The sequence below is a fragment of the Nocardiopsis sp. TRM 82005 genome, from assembly GCF_056312425.1.
Map to the genome: position 1 here is coordinate 87,722 of NZ_JBWDTQ010000024.1, position 17,183 is coordinate 104,904.

The window sequence follows — 17,183 nt, forward strand, 5'->3', positions numbered from 1 at the left end:
TTCCTCACATCCGGAAGACGCCGAAGCGGTCGGTGCCCCGAACGGGCGCGTTGTGGGCGTAGGACAGGCACAGGCCCAGGACGGTACGGGTGTCGCGCGGGTCGATGACGCCGTCGTCGTAGACCCGTCCGGACAGGAACAGCGGCAGCGACTCGGCCTCGACCTGGTTCTCGACCATCTCCCGGACGGCGGCGTCCTGGTCCTCGTCATAGGGCTGGCCCTTCCTGGCCGCGGACTGACGGGCGACGATGGACAGAACCTCGGCGAGCTGTCTGGCCCCCATGACGGCGGAGCGGGCGCTGGGCCAGGCGAACAGGAAGCGGGGGTCGTAGGCCCGGCCGCACATCCCGTAGTGGCCGGCGCCGTAGGAGGCGCCCACGAGTACCGAGAAGTGCGGAACCGTGCTGTTGGAGACGGCGTTGATCATCATCGAGCCGTGTTTGATGATGCCGCCCTGCTCGTATTCGCGGCCGACCATGTAGCCGGTGGTGTTGTGCAGGAACACCAGCGGGGTGTCCGCGCGGTTGGCGAGCTGGATGAACTGGGCGGCTTTCTGCGCCTCGGCGCTGAACAGCACACCGTTGTCGTTGGCCAGGACTCCGACGGGGTAGCCGTGCAGGTCCGCCCAGCCGGTGACCAGTCCGCTGCCGTAGGCGGGCTTGAACTCGTCGAACTCCGAGCCGTCCACGACGCGGGCGATGATCTCGCGCGGGTCCACGGGCACCTTGAGGTCGGGCGGCATGACGCCGAGCAGGTCCTCGGCCGGATGGAGGGGCTCGGGGACCGACGTGTTCGGGGGGCGGCCCTGTTTGCGGTGGCCGAGACGGGCCACGATCCTCCTTCCGATACGGAGGGCGTCGTGCTCGTCCTCGGCCAGGTGGTCGGCCAGTCCGGACGTCTCGGCGTGCATTCGGGCCCCGCCCAGCGACTCGTCGTCGCTCTCCTCCCCAGTGGCCGCCCTGACCAGGGGCGGGCCGCCCAGGAACACCTTGGAGCGCTCGCGCACCATGACCACGTGGTCACTCATGCCGGGAACGTAGGCGCCTCCGGCCGTGGAGTTGCCGAAGACCAGCGCGATGGTGGGGATCCCGGCGGCGGACAGGCGGGTCAGGTCGCGGAAGGTGCGGCCGCCCGGGATGAAGATCTCCTTCTGGGTGGGCAGGTCGGCGCCGCCGGACTCCACCAGGCTGATCAGCGGCATGTGGTTGCGTTCAGCGATCTCAGCGGCCCGCGCGGACTTCTTCAGGGTCCACGGGTTGCTGGATCCGCCTCGCACCGTGGGGTCGTTGGCCACCAGCACGCACTCCACCCCGGAGACGACGCCCACGCCGGTGACGACGCTCGCGCCGACGTGGAAGTCGCTGCCCCAGGCGGCGAGCGGGGACAGCTCCAGGAAGGGGCTGCCCTCGTCCAGGAACAGTTCGATCCGCTCACGGACCAGCAGCCCGCCCCGGGAGCGGTGGCGCTCCACGTAACGCCGCCCGCCCCCGGACAGTGCCTTGGCGTGTTCGGTGTCGATCTCGGCGAGCTTGGCGGACATGGCCTCGCGGGCCAGGGCGAAGTCGGGCGAGGATGTGTCGAGCCGGGTCCCCAGAACGCTCACGGCCGCTCCACCTCCGACAGCAGCGCCTCGGGGATCTCGGCCCTGCGTGCTCGCAGCCACTCCCCCAGCCCCTTGGCCTGCGGATCGCTCCCCTCACGGCGTGCGGTGCCGGGGGCGAGCATGCCCGCGATCCAGAAGTTGACGGCGCGCAGGTTGGGCAGCGGGTACCGGGTGATCTCCAGGCCGGCGGTCTCGGGGAGCAGCTCGCGCAGCACGTCGACGGTGAGGGTGGTGGCCAGCCACCGCCACGCCGGATCGCTGCCCGCCCACACTCCGAGGTTGGCGTCGGCTCCCTTGTCGCCGCTGCGCGCGCCCAGCACCAGACCGAGCGGCGCCAACCGGGTGGGGCCCTCCGGCGGGGGTCCGGGCAGCGGGGGTTCGGGGGCCTCGGCCGGGGGCCGGGTGCCGGGCGGTGGGGCGATGGTCACCCGCCGGCCGTCGGGAAGGATCGCGGTGTGCTCCACCTCGGCGGCGGGCACGAGGATGTGGGTGGCGGCGACCCCGTCGGGGCGGGCGTCGCGCGGCGGTGCGGTGAGGTGGAACCCGGCGTAGCTGCCCAGGGCCAGTTCCACGGCGGCCGCGCCGAAGGAGCGGCCGATGGCGGCGGGGTCGTGGTCGCGGGCGACCACGCGCAGCCGTGCGGTGGCCGCGTCCTGGGTGGGGCCGTGGGGGTCCTCGGCGGGCACGAACGTGAAGTGCAGCTCCCGCGGTTCGCGCGGGGCCAGCCCGGCGCGCAGTTGGCGTTCGGCCAGGGCGGCCTTGGCCTCGGCGTCCAGGCCCGGGATGAGGAACTCGGCCTCGTTGCGGAAGCCGGTGAGACTGGTCAGGCCCACCTTGAGGTCGGCGGGCGGCTCCTCGCCGCGTGTCCCACTGAGTAGGACGCGGTCGGGTCCCTGTTCCGTGAGACGGACGGTGTCCAGGCGGGTGGTGACGTCGGGCCCGGGGTAGCGGGGTCCGGCGATCTCGTAGACGAGCTGGGCGGTGACGGTCCCGGTGGTGACGGCGCCGCCGCTGCCGGGGTGCTTGGTGATGACCGCGCTGCCGTCCCCATGGATCTCGGCGACGGGGAAGCCGGGGCGGTCCAGACCACGGCCCTGGTTCGGGAGTTCGGCGGCCATGGCGTAGTTGCCGCCGGTGGCCTGGGTTCCGCACTCGATGACGTGTCCTGCGGCGGTGGCCCCGGCCAGGGCGTCCAGGTCGTCGAAGGACCAGCCGAAGTGGGAGACGGCGGGCCCCACGGCCAGGGAGGCGTCGGTGACACGTCCGGTGACCACGATGTCGGCGCCCGCGTCCAGGCACGCGGCGATACCGAAGGCACCGAGGTAGGCGTTGGCGGTCAGCGGGGAACCGAGGTTGAGCTCCTCGGCCCGGTCGAGGAGGTCATCGCCGGTGACGCAGGCGATGCTGGGTTCGAGGCCGAGCCCGTCGGCGAGCTCGGTGAGCTTGTCGGCGAGCCCGCGCGGATTGAGGCCTCCCGCGTTGGTGACCACCCGGATCCGGCGCTCCATGATCAGCGCCAGACTGTCGCGCATCTGCCGCAGGAAGGTACGGGCGTAGCCGCGTCCGGGGTCGTTGAGCTGGTCGCGGCCGAGGATGGCCATGGTCAACTCGGCCAGGTAGTCGCCGGTGAGGACGTCCAGAGGTCCTTCGGTGAGCATCTCGTGGACGGCGTCGAAGCGGTCTCCGTAGAAGCCGGAGGCGTTTCCCACCAACAGCGGGGGCACCGGTGTCGCAGTCATGGACACGAGAGTGGCACCGACCACACAATAAAACAAGCGCACCTGCTTGTTTTTCTGCGGAACAGGCGGGTGATCACGATATGGCCGAAAGTGGCCACGGAGCGTGTGTTACTCCCCTCGGGAATCGGGATACGCGCGCGGTAGTTTGGCGCCGTGGATACCTCCCAAGAAGACACCAGTCCCACCGACGGCGCCGGCACCGCCCCGCAGGAGCCGGCCGAGAGCGTCCCGGCCTCCGAGGACACCGGGACGCTCCGGGAGACCGAGGCCAGCGGCGCCTTCCTCGCGGGCACCCCGACCCACCCCTCCGGCGGGCTGTTCTCCGCCGAGACTTTCAGCATCATCGCCCTGATGCTGTTCGCGGTCACCGTGACGAACACCCGGCTGCTTCAGCTCTTCAGCCTGTTCGCCGTGGGCCGCGGCTCCCAGGAGAACTTCGCTGGGGACACGGGCGTGTTCTCGACCGAGATCGTGGTCGCGGGCGGGTCGAGCGCCCTGGCCGTGCTCGCCGGAGCGCTCTCCCTGTTCCTGGGCGGCTACGGCACGCGCGCGTGGAGCCGCTGGAGCGCCGCCGCGACCGTGATCGTGGGCACCCTGCTGGTCGTGGTCTCCGTCCTGGCCTTCGTCAGCCTGCCGGCCGGCGCCTGAGCCGACGGGCGCGCCCGGTGGTTCCGGCTCCGGGGGAGGTTTCCGTCGACGGAGGGAGCGGCCCATGCCCGCCATTGCCTCGCCAAGTACCCGAGCAGGCGTTTCCCTTGGCCTTTCCCTGTGTTCGGGCAGGTACGTTGGCCGCGTGAGCACATCACCGGAAAATAACGACCCGACCGACCACACCCGAGACGCCGACGCGGCCCGGGACACCGACGAGGCACCGGCCACCGGGACCGGGGCCCACTTCGCGCCCCCGGACGAGACCGTGACCGAAGCGGACGTCCCCCAGGAGCAGGAGGAGGCTCCTGTGGAGCCCCGTCCAGGCGGCGTCCTCTCAGCGGAGACCTTCGCCCTGACCTCGCTGGTCCTGCTCGGCGTGACCGTGTTCTCGAGCCAGCTGCTCCAGATCTTCACCAGCGTGATGCTCATCGGCGACCAGCAGGTGCCCACGGACCAGGTCGAGCAGATCTCCGCCCAGCTGGTCATCAGCGGCGCGGCGGCCGCCATCACGGCACTGGTCGCGGGGATCTCACTCATCCTGACCGGCACCGGGACCCGGCACTGGGCACGGTGGGCGTCCACCGCGGCGCTGATAGTGAGCCTGCTGTTGGTGCTCCTGGCGATCGTGACGTACGTTCTGCTGCCGGTCGGCACCGAGATCCAACAGCCCATGTTCTGACGGCGGCCCGCCAGCTCGTCGGTCGTCACCGGGAAGGGGCCCGCCGTGTTCGGCGCCGCCTTCCTCAGGAGATGCGGTCGATGATCAGCGGCCGGGCCCGGTGCCGGGCTCCGGACTCGATGTCGAAGGCGCCCTCCAGGGCCCGCGCGGCCCGGTCGAAGCGCTCCTCCTCATCCGCGTGCAGGGTGAACAGCGGTTCTCCCGCCGTGACCTCCTCGCCCGGCTTGGCGTGCAGGGTCACTCCGGCACCGAAGGACACCGCGTCCTCCTTGCGGGCCCGGCCCGCGCCCAGCCGCCATGCGGCCAGCCCCACCTGGTAGGCGTCCAGCCGGGTGACCGTGCCCGAGGCCGGGGCGAGCACCACCCGGCGCTCGGCGGCCACCGGCAGCGGCGCGTCCGGGTCGCCGCCCTGGGCGCGAACGAGCTGCTTCCAGGACGCCAGCGCGCTTCCGTCCCGCAGTGCCTCAGCCGGGTCCTTGACCCCGTTCTCCCCCGGGGTGAGACCGGCGGCGGCCAGCATCTCCCGGGCCAGCGCCACGGTCAGCTCCACCACGTCCGCGGGACCGCCGCCGGAGAGCACCTCCACCGACTCGGCCACCTCCAGCGCGTTACCGACCCGTCGACCCAGCGGCGTGGCCATGTCGGTGAGCAGCGCGACCGTGCGCACCCCGTGGTCGTTGCCGATACCGACCATCGTGCGGGCCAGCTCGCGGGCCGATCCGGTGTCCTTCATGAACGCGCCCGACCCCACCTTGACGTCCAGGACCAGTGCGCCGGTGCCCTCGGCGAGCTTCTTGCTCATGATCGAGGCCGCGATCAGCGGGATGGACTCGACCGTTCCGGTGACGTCGCGCAGCGCGTACAGCTTCCGGTCGGCCGGTGCCAGCCCGGACCCGGCCGCGCAGATCACCCCGCCGGTGGAGTCCAGCACCCGCCGCATCTCACCGGTGGACAGCGACGCACGCCACCCGGTGATCGACTCCAGCTTGTCGAGGGTGCCGCCGGTGTGGCCCAGCCCTCGCCCGGACAGCTGCGGTACGGCCGCACCGCACGCCGCGACGGTCGGGGTGAGGGGCAGGGTGAGCTTGTCACCCACCCCGCCCGTTGAGTGCTTGTCGGTGGTGGGCCGGTCCAGGTCGGAGAAGTCCAGACGCTCTCCGGAGGCCAGCATCGCCTCGGTCCAGCGGCTGGCCTCGGCCCGGTTCATCCCGCGCAGGAAGATCGCCATGGCCAGCGCCGACATCTGCTCCTCGGCCACCTCGCCCCGGGTGTAGGCGTCGATCACCCAGTCGATCTGCTCCGGGCTGAGCTCGCCCCCGTCGCGCTTGGCTCGGATGACCTCGATGACGTCCATGTCATGTCCTTCCTGGCGGGAAACACGTCCGCCCGGTCGCCGCGGGGCGGCCGGACGAAGCGGAGCCCCGGAGAAACACTGGTTATGTGAGGTGGTCAGGGCCGAAGGCCTGCGGCAGGACCTCGTCCATGGTCCGGACCCCCTCGGGGGTGTCCACCAGCAGGCGCGGTCCACCGTGCTCGAACAGAAGTTGTCGGCATCGCCCGCACGGCATGAGGGTCTCACCGCGGCCGTCCACACAGCTGAACGCCGTCAGACGGCCGCCCCCCGAGGCGTGCAGGGCACTGACCAGCCCGCACTCGGCGCACAGGCTCAGCCCGTAGGAGGCGTTCTCCACGTTGCATCCGCTGACCACCCGGCCGTCGTCGACCAGCGCCGCCGCGCCCACCGGATAGTCGGAGTAGGGCGCGTAGGCCCGGGCCATGGCCCGGCGTGCGGCACCGCGCAACGCCTCCCAGTCCACCGCCCCGGGGTCCAGGGGTCCGTCGGTCATGATCTGCTCGCCCTCCACTGCTTTCCGATCCCGGCGGGTGCACGCAGCCTCTGCGAGGCCAGTGAGAGCACCAGCAGGGTCGCGATGTGCGGGCTGTAGGTGGCCAGCTCGCGCGGAAGCGAGTCGGTGGAGAAGTACCACGCCAGCAGCAGGACCGCGACGAGCGCGCCGGCGGCGGCCAGGCCCTTGCGGTCCCGTCGCACCTGCCACAGGGCCACGGCCAGCAGCGCCACCGCCAGGAGCAGCAGCAGGGCGTGGATGGCCGCGCCTCCGCCGCGCACCTGTAGCGCGTCGGTGTAGCCGAACAGGCTCGCACCCATGGCGAGACCGCCCGGACGCCAGTTTCCGAAGATCATCGCGGCCAGGCCGATATAGCCCCGGCCGCCGGTCTGCCCCTCCTGGTAGATCTGCGAGGCCACGATGGCCAGGAACACACCGCCCATACCGGCCAGGCCGCCGGAGACGACCACCGCGACGTACTTGAGGCTGTACACGGGCACGCCGAGGGACTCGGAGGCGTCGGGGTTCTCACCCACCGAGCGCAGCCGCAGGCCGAAGGTGGTCCGCCACAGCACCAGGTAGGTCAGCGGGATCATCATGATCGCGACGAACGTCAGCGCCGACATACGCGTGGTCAGACCCACCACCAGCGACGCCAGGTCGCTGACCAGGAAGGTCCCGCTCTCGGCGACCGGCCCGAGCACGTCGGCGACGAAGGGCAGGCTCCACACCGGGAACGACGGGGCCATCGGCGACTGGGCCGCGCCCGCGCCGGGCACGTCGGAGTAGACCAGGATCGACAAGTAGCGCATCGCGCCGAGCATGAGGATGTTGATCGCCACACCGGAGACGATGTGGTCCACCGCGAAGGTCACCGTGGCCACGGCGTGCAGGAGTCCGCCCGCCATACCGGCGAGCACGCCCGCCAGCAGGCCGACCCACGGGTTGTCCGTGGACCAGGCGAAGTAGGCACCGAACCAGGTGCCCAGGATCATCATGCCTTCCAGGCCGATGTTGATGATGCCCGCCCGCTCGGCCCACAGACCGCCCAGAGCGGCCAGCCCGATGGGGACCGCGAAGGTGATGGTGGTGCTGATGGTGCCCGCGTCGGTGAGCATGTCGTGGCCGGTGATGGTACGTAGTCCCGCCAGGGACACCAGCACCGCGCCGAACAGGGTGAGGAAGCGCCAGCGCGCCCATCCCCGGGGTCGCGGCGGGGCCTTGCCCGTCGGCCGCGTCACGTTGATCTCCTGGCTCACTGTGCCTCCCCGCCGCGCTTGCCGTCGGAGTCGGGGGCACCGCCGCCCTCGCCGTCGGCGGACCCGCCCTCGGGCGCCGAGGGCACGGTCTCCGTGTCTTGTGTGCTGGTCTCGGCGGCGGTGCCGAGCTGCTTGCCGATCTGCTGCTGCTGGTAGCGGCGGCCCCAGCGGTGCACGACCTCGTAGACCACCACGACGGTGAGCACGATGGTGGCCTGCGAGATGACCGCGATCTCCTGCGGGATGCCGTCGAAGGGCAGGATGCCCGCCGCCTGGTTCAGGAAGGACCAGAACAGGGCGGCGAAGACGATGCCCACCGGGTGGTTGCGGCCCAGCAGGGCGATGGCGATGCCGATGAAGCCGATACCGGTCGGGAAGTCCAGAGCGTAGTAGTGGGAGCTGCCCAGAAGCTGGGGCAGGCCCACCAGGCCGGCGACCATGCCCGAGAAGAGCATGGACAGGAACACCATCTTCTTGACGTTCACACCACTGGCCTCGGCCGCCGTCTGCGACTCACCGGTGGCCCGCAGTTCGAAGCCGAAGCGGGTGCGGTTGAGCATCACCCAGTAGCCGACGCCGACCGCGACGGCCAGGAGCACGAAACCGAAGATCTCGTGGTCGGAACCGAGGAAGCCCGCCGGAATACCCGGTACCCAGGAGGATTCGGGCATGGGCGGGGTCCCGATGTTGTTGGTGCTGATCTCCACCGCCAGGCGGTCGGTGCTCAGCAGGTAGGCGGTGATGCCGGTGGCGATCGAGTTGAGCATGATCGTGGAGATCACCTCGGACACGCCCCGGGCCACCTTGAGGTATCCGGCGATACCGGCCCACGCTCCGCCGACGGCCACGGCCGTGGCGACGACGACGATCTGGCTGAGTACCGGCGGCAGCACGACGTAGCCGCCCACCGCGGCGGCCAACAGAGCGGCGAGCCGGTACTGGCCGTCCACACCGATGTTGAACAGCTTCATCTTGAAGCCGATCGCCACGGCCACGGCGGCCAGGTAGTAGGTGGTGCCGTCGTTGACGATGCGCACCAGGCTGTCGGGCCTGGTGCCGTACTCGACCATCCGCCCGAACGTGGCCAGTGGCGGGATACCGCTGAAGTACAGCACGGCCGCGGTGACCGCGGTGGCCAGGACACCGGCGGCCAGGACCGCGGCGAAGGACAGCGCGAGCATCGCCGACAGCCGGTGGAAGAGTAGGAACGCCGCGGCGGAGCCGACCAGGGCGCCCAGGGCGGCGGCGACCGGCTCGATCAGGGACAGGTCCAGGAACCAGGCGGCCACCAGGCCCGTGACCACCGACAGCACCAGGGCCGTCGGGACGACCAGGGTGGTTTGCAGGGCCGTGCCCTCCTCGCGGGCACCGTCGGCGCCCGCCCGGCGACCGCCGGATATCAGGGGGCCGGTCCAGGCCACGGCGGCGAAGGCCGCCACGACGCCGATGATCAGCGCGGCCCACCACAGCAGCGCCGTGTCTAGGGCGACGGTCAGCAGTGTTCCCAGAGCCAGGGAGATGCCCAGCGCCGCGGGTGCGGGCAGGGTCGTGTCGGGACGGGGAAGCCTACTCATGCGTGCCGCCCTCACCTTCCGTACTCTCGTCGGCCCCGTCCAGCCCGGCACCGGTCATGGCCGAGCCCAGCTGTTCGGGCGTGACGGTGGTCGGGTCGGCCTGGGCGACCAGGCGGCCGCGCAGGATCACGTGCAGGGTGTCGGACATACCGATCAGCTCGTCCAGGTCGGCGGAGACCAGCAGTACCGCCAGGCCGGCGGCACGGGCGTCGCGCAGCTGCTCCCAGATGGCGGCCTGGGCGCCCACGTCCACACCGCGGGTGGGGTGCGCCGCGACCAGGAAGCGCGGGGATCCGCTCATCTCCCGGCCGATGATGAACTTCTGCTGGTTGCCGCCGGACAGGGCGTCGGCGATCACGTCGATGCTCGGGGTGCGCACGTCGTACTCGGCGACGATGCGCTCGGAGTCGGCACGCGCACCGACCTTGTTGATCCAGGGGCCCCGCACACTGGGCTCCTTGGTCTGATGGCCCAGGATGCGGTTCTCCCACAGCGGGGAGTCCAGCAGCACGCCGTGCCGGTGGCGGTCCTCGGGGATGTAGCCCACGCCCGCCTCGCGGATCCGCAGCGTGGACCAGCCGGTGATGTCGTACTCCTCCAGGAGGACGCGTCCCGAGGCCAGCGGGCGCATGCCCATGATGGCCTCGATCAGCTCGGACTGGCCGTTGCCCTCCACACCGGCGATGCCGACGATCTCGCCCCGGTGGATGTCCACGCTGATCCCGTCCACGACGGCGCGGCCGTCCGGGGAGTGGACCGTGACCCCGTCCAGGGACAGCACGGCGTGGTCGGTGACGGTGGACTCGCGCAGCTCCGGTACGGGCAGTTCGCCACCGACCATCAGCGTGGCCAGCTCCTGGGCGGTGGTGGTGCCCGGGTCCGCGGTGGCCACGGTGGTGCCGCGACGGATCACGGTGATCTCGTCGGCGACCGAGAGCACCTCGTCCAGCTTGTGGGAGATGAAGATGACGGTCAGGCCCTCGCGCTTGAGCTCGCGCAGGTTGTCGAAGAGCTCGTCGACCTCCTGCGGGACCAGGACGGCGGTGGGCTCGTCGAGGATGATGGTCTGCGCACCGCGGTACAGGACCTTGAGGATCTCCACGCGCTGGCGCTCGCCGACGCCCAGGTCAGCCATCAGGCGGTCGGGCTCGACCCCGAGCCCGTACTGGTCGGACAGGGCCCGGATCTGTGCGCGGGCCCGGTTGCCGATACCGAATCGGCGCTCCGCGCCCAGGACCACGTTCTCCAGCACGGTCAGGTTGTCGGCGAGCATGAAGTGCTGGTGCACCATGCCGATGCCGTTCCGGATGGCGTCGGAGGGCGAGTGGAAGCGCACCTCCTGGCCTTTGACATGGATGTGTCCCTCATCCGGCCGGTGCATGCCGTACAGGGTCTTCATCAGCGTGGACTTGCCCGCACCGTTCTCGCCGACGATGGCGTGCACGGTACCGGGAGCCACGGTGATGTCGATGTCGTGGTTGGCCACGACCCCGGGAAAACGCTTGGTGATCCCGCGCAGCTCAACGGCGGGGGGCGCCAAGGCCCCGCCGCCCGATGGCGTGCTGCTCATCTGTCTCCTCGTGAACTTGCGGCGTGGCGCGGCCGGAAGGAGCCGGGTTGCGGCCGCTGCCGGGCGTCCCCGTCGCGAAACGGCAACCGGGGCGGTACCGGTCCGGGGTCACCCGGCCCGGTACCGCCCGTGGATGCGGCCACCACGGATCCTGCCCGCGGCGGCGGTGTCTTTCTGGACCGGGCCTTGGGAGTCGGTTCGGGCGCCCGCGGGGTTCTGGAGGTACCGGAGGTGAGACTGCGAGGAACGAGCCGTCACACCGTAGGCACCGAAGGTTCCCGCTCCTTGGGCGTTCGAACACGGACCAAGGCGAAGCGAAGGTCCCAAAAACACGGTCTACGGCTCGCTCGGGACCTCGATCTCGCCGTCGATGATCTGCTGCTTGATCTCGTCCAGCTGGTCCTGGATCGGGCTGATCGCCTCTTCGTTGGACGTGGTGTAGTCCACGCCGCCGTCAGCGAGCTCGAAGCGCTGGATGCCGCCCTCGGCATCGCCCTCGGCCGCGGAGCTGATCAGGTCGAACACGGCCACGTCCACCTGCTTGATGGCGGAGGTGAGCACGTACGGCTTCTGGTCCTCCTCCGCGTTCTCGTACTGGTCGCTGTCGACGCCGATGAAGGTGAAGTCGTTGGCCTCGGCCGACTCCAGGATGCCGTTGCCCGAGGCACCGGCGGCGTGGTAGATGACGTCCGCGCCGCGGTCGTACTGGGCCTGGGCGAGCTCGCGGCCCTTGGCCGGGTCGCTGAAGCCGCTCATGTCCGGCGGCTGGCTGAGGTAGTCGACCTCGACGTCGATGTCCTCGGTGACGTGCTCGGCACCCGCGACGTACCCGGCCTCGAACTTGTGGATCAGCGGGGTCTCGACACCGCCGACGAAGCCGACGTGGTCGTCCTCGGTGGTCAACGCCGCGGCGGCACCGGCCAGGAAGGAGGCCTGCTCCTCGGCGAAGACCAGGCTGGTGACGTTGTCGAAGCCCTCGATCTCGGAGTCCACGATGGCGAAGTGGACGTCCGGGTACTCGGACGCGACCGTCTCGAGCGGCTCGGCGTAGGCGAAGCCGACGGCGATGACGACGTCGTACCCCTCGCCGGCCATGGTGGCCAGGCGCTGTTCCTTGGCGGAGTCGGCCTCGCCGTCGGAGGGCTCGAAGTCGGTGGTCTCGACACCGAGCTCCTCGGCTGCCCGCTCCAGTCCGCGGTAGGCCGAGTCGTTGAAGGAGCGGTCACCGCGACCGCCGACGTCGTAGGCCAGGCCGACCTTCAGGTCGGAGGCGGACTCCTCGCCACCGCCTCCGTCGCCGCCTTCCTCCGCCGCGTTGTCACACGCGGTGAGGGCGAGCACACCGGCCGCCGCGACGGCGGCGAACCTGACTGCGTTGCTGCGCTTCACTTCTCACTCCCCTTACGCACTCTCAGCGGTCAGCATTCGCGCACGACCGAGCTGAGTTCTGCAGCCGGACGATATCCGGTGGCCGAAAGTACATCGAACCAACGGACGGAGTTGTTATGAAGGCGAGAGCGGAGCGACACGGGGTCTTACTCAGAAGTCACCAAGCACGCACTCGGAGCGGTCTGTTCCGTTTCGACATTGCGTTCTCCGCCCCTCCTCCCCCGCGCCGACACGGCATTACCACGCCTGGCTTCACCACGGTCACACGTTGTCACATCAGCACGTGGGAACCGTCCGGTCTAGACCGGATTGGCCGCGTCGGGCGGCGGGGCGGACCCCTCAGTCCGCGAGGAAGTCCAACACGGCTTGCTTGAAGACCCGTGAGGAGACGGCGTTGGCGTGGTCACGGCCGGGGACCTCCACATGGGTGCCCCCACAGCGCTCGGCGAGCTCGGCCGCGCCCTCGGCAAGCGTGTCCCTGGCCCCCGACACCGTCAGCAGGGGGACCCCGGTGAGCGGGGGGTCGGCTTCGAAGGGACGCGCGGCCTGGCCGCGGGCGCAGGCGGCCAGAGCGGCGGCGTCGTTGCCGGGCAGGGCCGTCACCGTGCGGTAGACGAGGTCGAAGGGGGTGTCTCCCGAACCGGGGTCGGACAGGTCCGTTCCGGCGAAGGCGTTCTTTGGCCCGAAACCGCCGAGAACCACACGTCCGACACGTTCGGGCGCGCTCCGCGCCAGTTCCCAGGCCAGGCGCGAGCCCATCGAGTAACCGACCGCGTCGACCTTGTCCACACCCAACTCGTCAAGCATCGCGAGAAGGTCGGCGACGAAGTGTTCGGGCAGGTAGAAAGCGCTGTCGGCCGGTTTGTCGCTGGCGCCGTGGCCGCGCAGATCGGGCCCGATCACCCGCAGTCCGGCCGCTCCCAGCGCCTGTTCCCAACCGGCGGCACGCCAATTCATACCGAAGTCGGTACCGAAACCGTGCAGCAGAAGCACGGGAACTCCGCCTTCGGGATCCTGCGGACGCACATCCGTATATCGCATTGTCACGTCGCCGACGAGATTCGCGGACATGGAACTCCCCATCCCTATCTCTGGAAAATATGTCCGGGCCGCCAAAGGACAATCGGAGATTTATCCGAACATTGGACACCGGCAGGCGTCAATATCCGTGGTTTTCTCTGAAAGGACCCCGGCGGCCCGCTGGTACCGTCAGTCCGTCGGAGGCTTGAGCCGCACCCTGCGGGCGGGCCGGGCCTCCTCCGTGGGCACCTTGCCCACGATGCCCGCCTGGGGCGCCTCGTCGTCGACCTCGACCGCGAAGGTCACCAGGGGATCGCCCACGGGCACGGCCTGGTCGTCCTCGGCGTGCAGTTCGACGATCCGGCCCGCCTTGGGCGAGGGGATGACCACCGCGGACTTGGTGGTCTCCACCTCCACCAGGGGTGCGTTGCGCTCGACCGTGTCGCCCACGGCGACCTGCCACTCCAGGACGGTCGCCTCGACCAGGCCCTCGCCCAGGTCCGGGAGCGCGAAGGTGAAGTTCTCTTGTGCCATGGTCGCTCTAGTACTCCAGGGTCCGTTGTACCGCGAGCAGGACGCGGTCGATGGTCGGCAGGTACTGCGGCTCCAGGGGACCCGCGGGGTAGGGCACGTCGAATCCGGTGACGCGCTGGACGGGGGCCGCCAGGTCCCGGAAGCAGTTCTCCGTGACCAGGGTGGAGACCTCCGCGCCGAGCCCGGCGGTCAGCGGCGCCTCGTGCACGACCACGGCGCGCTTGGTCCGCGAGACCGAGGCGGCCAGCCCGGCGGCGTCGATGGGCTTGAGCCAGCGCAGGTCCAGCACCTCCAGGTCCACGCCGTCCTCGGCGGCCAGTTCGGCCACCTGCATGCAGCGGTGCACCATGGCACCCCATGCGATGAGGGTGGCGTGGCGACCGGGTCGCACGATGCGGCTGGTGCCGATGGGGTCACTGGGTTCACGCAGCTGGACGGACCTGCGATCCCAGTAGCGGGATTTGGGCTCCATGTAGACGACGGGGTCGTCGGAGCGCACCGACTGTAGCAGCAGGCTGTAGGCGTCGCCGGGGTCGGAGGGAGCCGCGACCTTGAGACCGGGGGTGTGCGCGAAGAGCGTCTCCAGGCTCTCCCCGTGGTGCTCGGGCGCCTGGATGCCGCCGAAGGAGGGCAACCGCAGGGTGATCGGCATGGGGGCCGCGCCGCGGGTGCGGTAGTTCATGCGCGCCACCTGGTTGACGATCTGGTCGATCGCGGGATAGGCGAAACCGTCGAACTGAAGCTCGGGGACGGGCCTCCAGCCGTTCATGGCCAGGCCGACCGCCATGCCCATGATCGCGGACTCGGCGAGCGGGGTGTCGAAGACGCGCTTGTCGCCGAACTCCCTCTGGAGCCCGTCGGTGACGCGGAAGACCCCGCCCAGGGCGCCGACGTCCTCGCCGAAGAGCAGCACGTCGGGGTCCTCGACGAGCAGGTCGCGCAGGGCCCGGTTGATGGCCTGCTGCATGGACAGCCCGACCACGGGGGCGTCGGCGGCGGTGTCGGTGTCGGTGCGTTCGATCAGCTCGGTCAAAGCTCGACCTCTTCCTGCCAGGTGCGGCGCTGCCGGGTCAGCTCCTCGGTGGTCTCCCGGAAGACGTGGGTGAACAGCTCCGATCCGTCGGGCTCGGGAGCGGTGGCCACGCCGTCGCGTACTCGCTCGGCCTCTCGCCCGGCCTGGGAGTCGGCCTCGGTGAGGCCGGCCTCGTCAGCGTGTCCGGCGGCGAGTAGGGCCTCGCGCAGCAGGGTGACGGGGTCGCGGTCGCGCCAGCGCTGGGCCTCGGCGTCGTCGCGGTAGCGACCGGGGTCGTCGGAGGTGGAATGGGGCTCGACGCGGTAGGTGAGCGCCTCGATGACGGTGGGCCCCTCGCCGCGGCGGGCCCGGGCGACGGCTTCGGCGGTGGCCTCGTAGACCGCGCCCGCGTCGTTGCCGTCCACCCGGACGCCGGGCATGCCGTAGCCCTCGGCCCGCGCACGGACGGAGCCGCCCGCGACCTGGTGCTCGTTGGGGACCGACAGAGCCCACTGGTTGTTCTGGCAGAAGAAGACCACGGGTGCCCCGAAGACCCCCGCGAAGTTCATCGCCTCGTGGACGTCGCCCTCGGAGCTGGCACCGTCGCCGAAGTAGGCCAGTGCCACACCGTCGTCGCCGCGCAGCCGCTCACCCACGGCCCATCCGACGGCGTGCGGAACGGGGCCGCCGACCACGGCGTTGACGGCGCCGAACCGGGAGGCCATGACGTCGTAGAGGCCGCCGTGCCACAGGGCTCGGTGGGTGGCCATGTAGCCGACCATCTCCACGCCGTAGGCCAGGGCGGACGCCATCTCGCGGTAGGTGGGGAAGACGAAGTCGCGCGCGGGGTCCAGTGCCGAGGCGCTGGCGACCTGGGCGGCCTCCTGCCCGCGCACGGACACGTAGGCGGGGAAGACGCCCTGGCGTTGCAGGGCGATGGCCTCGGTGTCCAGCTCTCGTGCGGTCCTCATGTCGCGGTAGAGCGCAAGGGTGAGGTCGGGGGGCAGGTGATCCACGGTGATGGTTCCCCGGCCCGCTGACTCGTGGGTTGGCATGTCGAGCGGCTCCCAACGTGGCCCTGCCGCGTGTGGTGGCACGGGCCGGGCTCTGGGCGGTTACTGTCCTGTACGCCGATTCTCCGGAAAACTCGACACTTTCGCTAGATATAAGCAGATAGTTGATACATATGGGAACGTAGTAGCCGGTTAAGTTCTCATATGTCTAGGATTGGCCTCGTGCGACTAGCAAAAACGACACACGGCCCTATACACGTTGGAACCACCACCAACCCTCATGAACCTCGGGGCGCCTCCCGGGACACACGTCCACCTGCCACCACCGGTGCCCGTACTCACGGACCATCCGCGGTTGACTACGTCAGGTGCGTGTTCGACGTTGAGCGCGCACACTCCGAGGGAAGCCGAACATCCCGTCGACGAAAATCCGCGAATCCGCGACACATGAGCCCCGAAAGGCCTCTTCAGCGAGAACTTCTGCCGCGTTCCGGGCGCCGTGGTGTAGTTACCCCCCAGTTAGGGAAACCAGCGACCCGCCGATCGCGTCAACCATGGGTACAGTCGGACACTCCGACGCGCCCCCATGCATCGGACCCCACGTGAAGATCCCCCGCTCCCCCGCCCCCGACCGCTCCGCATCCGGCGGCACACCAGCACTCACCCGGTCTCGTCGAATGAGATTCCGATAGACGGAAACAACGTTTACCTGGTACTTCGTTAGCCCCGGTCAATGACGACCCCAAGGGGCTCCACCCTGAAACAAGAGCACACGAGGAGTACGCACATGGCCATGGGCGACCAGCGCAGGAACGGCCGGCGACCGGACACGACCGACCAGACGATCCTGAACGCCCTCGCCAAGGACGCGCGGACCGGGATCACCGAGATCGCCTCGCTGGCCAACGTGTCCCGGGCGACGGCCTACAACCGGATCAAGCGGCTCACCGACGAGGGCGTCATCCGTGGCTACTCCGTGGTGACCGACCACTCCAAGATGGGGCTCGGCGTCACCGCGCTCGTCCTCATCTCGGGCAGCCAGCCCGACTGGCGGGCCAACCGGGAGATTCTCTCCTCCTACCCGGAGATCGAGTACTGCTGGTACGTCGTGGGCTCGGCGGACATAGTCCTCCTCGTCCGTGTCGCCAACACCAACCAGCTGCGCGACCTGATCCTGTCCCGGTTGCAGTCGCTTCCCGGTGTGACGTCCACCCAGACGCTCACCGTCATCGACGAGGTCGTACACCGACCGGTCGTGGAACCCGCCGACGGCGAGTAGGGCGCGTTCCGCTG

The 17,183-nt window shown here is 70.1% G+C and carries 15 protein-coding genes; 3 read left to right on the top strand and 12 right to left on the bottom strand.

Translation table 11 applies throughout. The annotated features are described in order from the left end of the window. Positions 1-4: 4 nt before the first annotated feature. Entirely contained in the window at positions 5-1,603 is a 1,599-nt protein-coding gene (locus AC0T5L_RS19630) for an acyl-CoA carboxylase subunit beta (protein ID WP_476166907.1), read from the bottom strand. Beyond that, entirely contained in the window at positions 1,600-3,366 is a 1,767-nt protein-coding gene (locus AC0T5L_RS19635; protein ID WP_476166908.1) for an acyclic terpene utilization AtuA family protein, read from the bottom strand. Before AC0T5L_RS19635 ends, AC0T5L_RS19630 begins: the two co-directional genes overlap by 4 nt. Before the next feature lie 129 nt (positions 3,367-3,495). On the opposite strand from AC0T5L_RS19635, the gene AC0T5L_RS19640 reads away from it, so the two are divergent. Together AC0T5L_RS19640 and AC0T5L_RS19645 are read left to right on the top strand one after the other, a co-directional pair. Further along, positions 3,496-3,990, top strand: coding sequence for a hypothetical protein (locus tag AC0T5L_RS19640; RefSeq protein WP_476166909.1), 495 nt, complete (start codon positions 3,496-3,498; stop codon positions 3,988-3,990). 145 nt (positions 3,991-4,135) lie between these two features. Further along, positions 4,136-4,672 carry a hypothetical protein gene (locus AC0T5L_RS19645; protein WP_476166910.1) on the top strand — a complete coding sequence of 179 codons (537 nt, stop codon included), beginning with the start codon at positions 4,136-4,138 and terminating at the stop codon, positions 4,670-4,672. A 64-nt stretch (positions 4,673-4,736) separates the two neighbouring features. On the opposite strand, the gene AC0T5L_RS19650 is transcribed toward AC0T5L_RS19645, so the two are convergent. The 10 genes from AC0T5L_RS19650 to AC0T5L_RS19695 form a co-directional block, all read right to left on the bottom strand. After that, positions 4,737-6,026: a thymidine phosphorylase gene (locus AC0T5L_RS19650; protein WP_476166911.1), complete on the bottom strand. Its 1,290-nt coding sequence runs from the start codon at positions 6,024-6,026 to the stop codon at positions 4,737-4,739. Positions 6,027-6,108: 82 nt separating this feature from the next. Next, the gene (locus AC0T5L_RS19655) at positions 6,109-6,537 is read right to left on the bottom strand and encodes a cytidine deaminase (protein WP_476166912.1); all 429 of its coding nucleotides are present in this window, start codon (positions 6,535-6,537) and stop codon (positions 6,109-6,111) included. Next, positions 6,516-7,778 (bottom strand): ABC transporter permease, encoded by a 1,263-nt coding sequence (locus AC0T5L_RS19660; protein ID WP_476166913.1) that lies wholly within the window; start codon positions 7,776-7,778, stop codon positions 6,516-6,518. Before AC0T5L_RS19660 ends, AC0T5L_RS19655 begins: the two co-directional genes overlap by 22 nt. Then, positions 7,775-9,352 (bottom strand): ABC transporter permease, encoded by a 1,578-nt coding sequence (locus AC0T5L_RS19665; protein WP_476166914.1) that lies wholly within the window; start codon positions 9,350-9,352, stop codon positions 7,775-7,777. Before AC0T5L_RS19665 ends, AC0T5L_RS19660 begins: the two co-directional genes overlap by 4 nt. Beyond that, the gene (locus AC0T5L_RS19670; RefSeq protein ID WP_476166915.1) at positions 9,345-10,922 is read right to left on the bottom strand and encodes an ABC transporter ATP-binding protein; all 1,578 of its coding nucleotides are present in this window, start codon (positions 10,920-10,922) and stop codon (positions 9,345-9,347) included. The genes AC0T5L_RS19665 and AC0T5L_RS19670 overlap by 8 nt, the downstream gene beginning before the upstream one ends. Before the next feature lie 336 nt (positions 10,923-11,258). Continuing rightward, positions 11,259-12,311 carry a BMP family lipoprotein gene (locus tag AC0T5L_RS19675; protein WP_476166916.1) on the bottom strand — a complete coding sequence of 351 codons (1,053 nt, stop codon included), beginning with the start codon at positions 12,309-12,311 and terminating at the stop codon, positions 11,259-11,261. Between the two features lie 339 nt (positions 12,312-12,650). Then, on the bottom strand, positions 12,651-13,382 hold the full coding sequence (locus tag AC0T5L_RS19680; RefSeq protein ID WP_476166917.1) for an alpha/beta fold hydrolase: 732 nt from the start codon (positions 13,380-13,382) through the stop codon (positions 12,651-12,653). A gap of 138 nt (positions 13,383-13,520) precedes the next feature. Continuing rightward, positions 13,521-13,865, bottom strand: coding sequence for a biotin/lipoyl-containing protein (locus tag AC0T5L_RS19685; protein ID WP_476166918.1), 345 nt, complete (start codon positions 13,863-13,865; stop codon positions 13,521-13,523). Positions 13,866-13,872: 7 nt separating this feature from the next. Further along, the gene (locus tag AC0T5L_RS19690; RefSeq protein ID WP_476166919.1) at positions 13,873-14,898 is read right to left on the bottom strand and encodes an alpha-ketoacid dehydrogenase subunit beta; all 1,026 of its coding nucleotides are present in this window, start codon (positions 14,896-14,898) and stop codon (positions 13,873-13,875) included. Continuing rightward, positions 14,895-15,932 (bottom strand): thiamine pyrophosphate-dependent dehydrogenase E1 component subunit alpha, encoded by a 1,038-nt coding sequence (locus tag AC0T5L_RS19695; RefSeq protein WP_476166920.1) that lies wholly within the window; start codon positions 15,930-15,932, stop codon positions 14,895-14,897. The genes AC0T5L_RS19690 and AC0T5L_RS19695 overlap by 4 nt, the downstream gene beginning before the upstream one ends. A gap of 745 nt (positions 15,933-16,677) precedes the next feature. Here AC0T5L_RS19695 and AC0T5L_RS19700 point away from each other — a divergent pair. Continuing rightward, the gene (locus AC0T5L_RS19700) at positions 16,678-17,169 is read left to right on the top strand and encodes an Lrp/AsnC family transcriptional regulator (RefSeq protein WP_476166921.1); all 492 of its coding nucleotides are present in this window, start codon (positions 16,678-16,680) and stop codon (positions 17,167-17,169) included. The last annotated feature ends 14 nt before the right edge of the window (positions 17,170-17,183 follow it).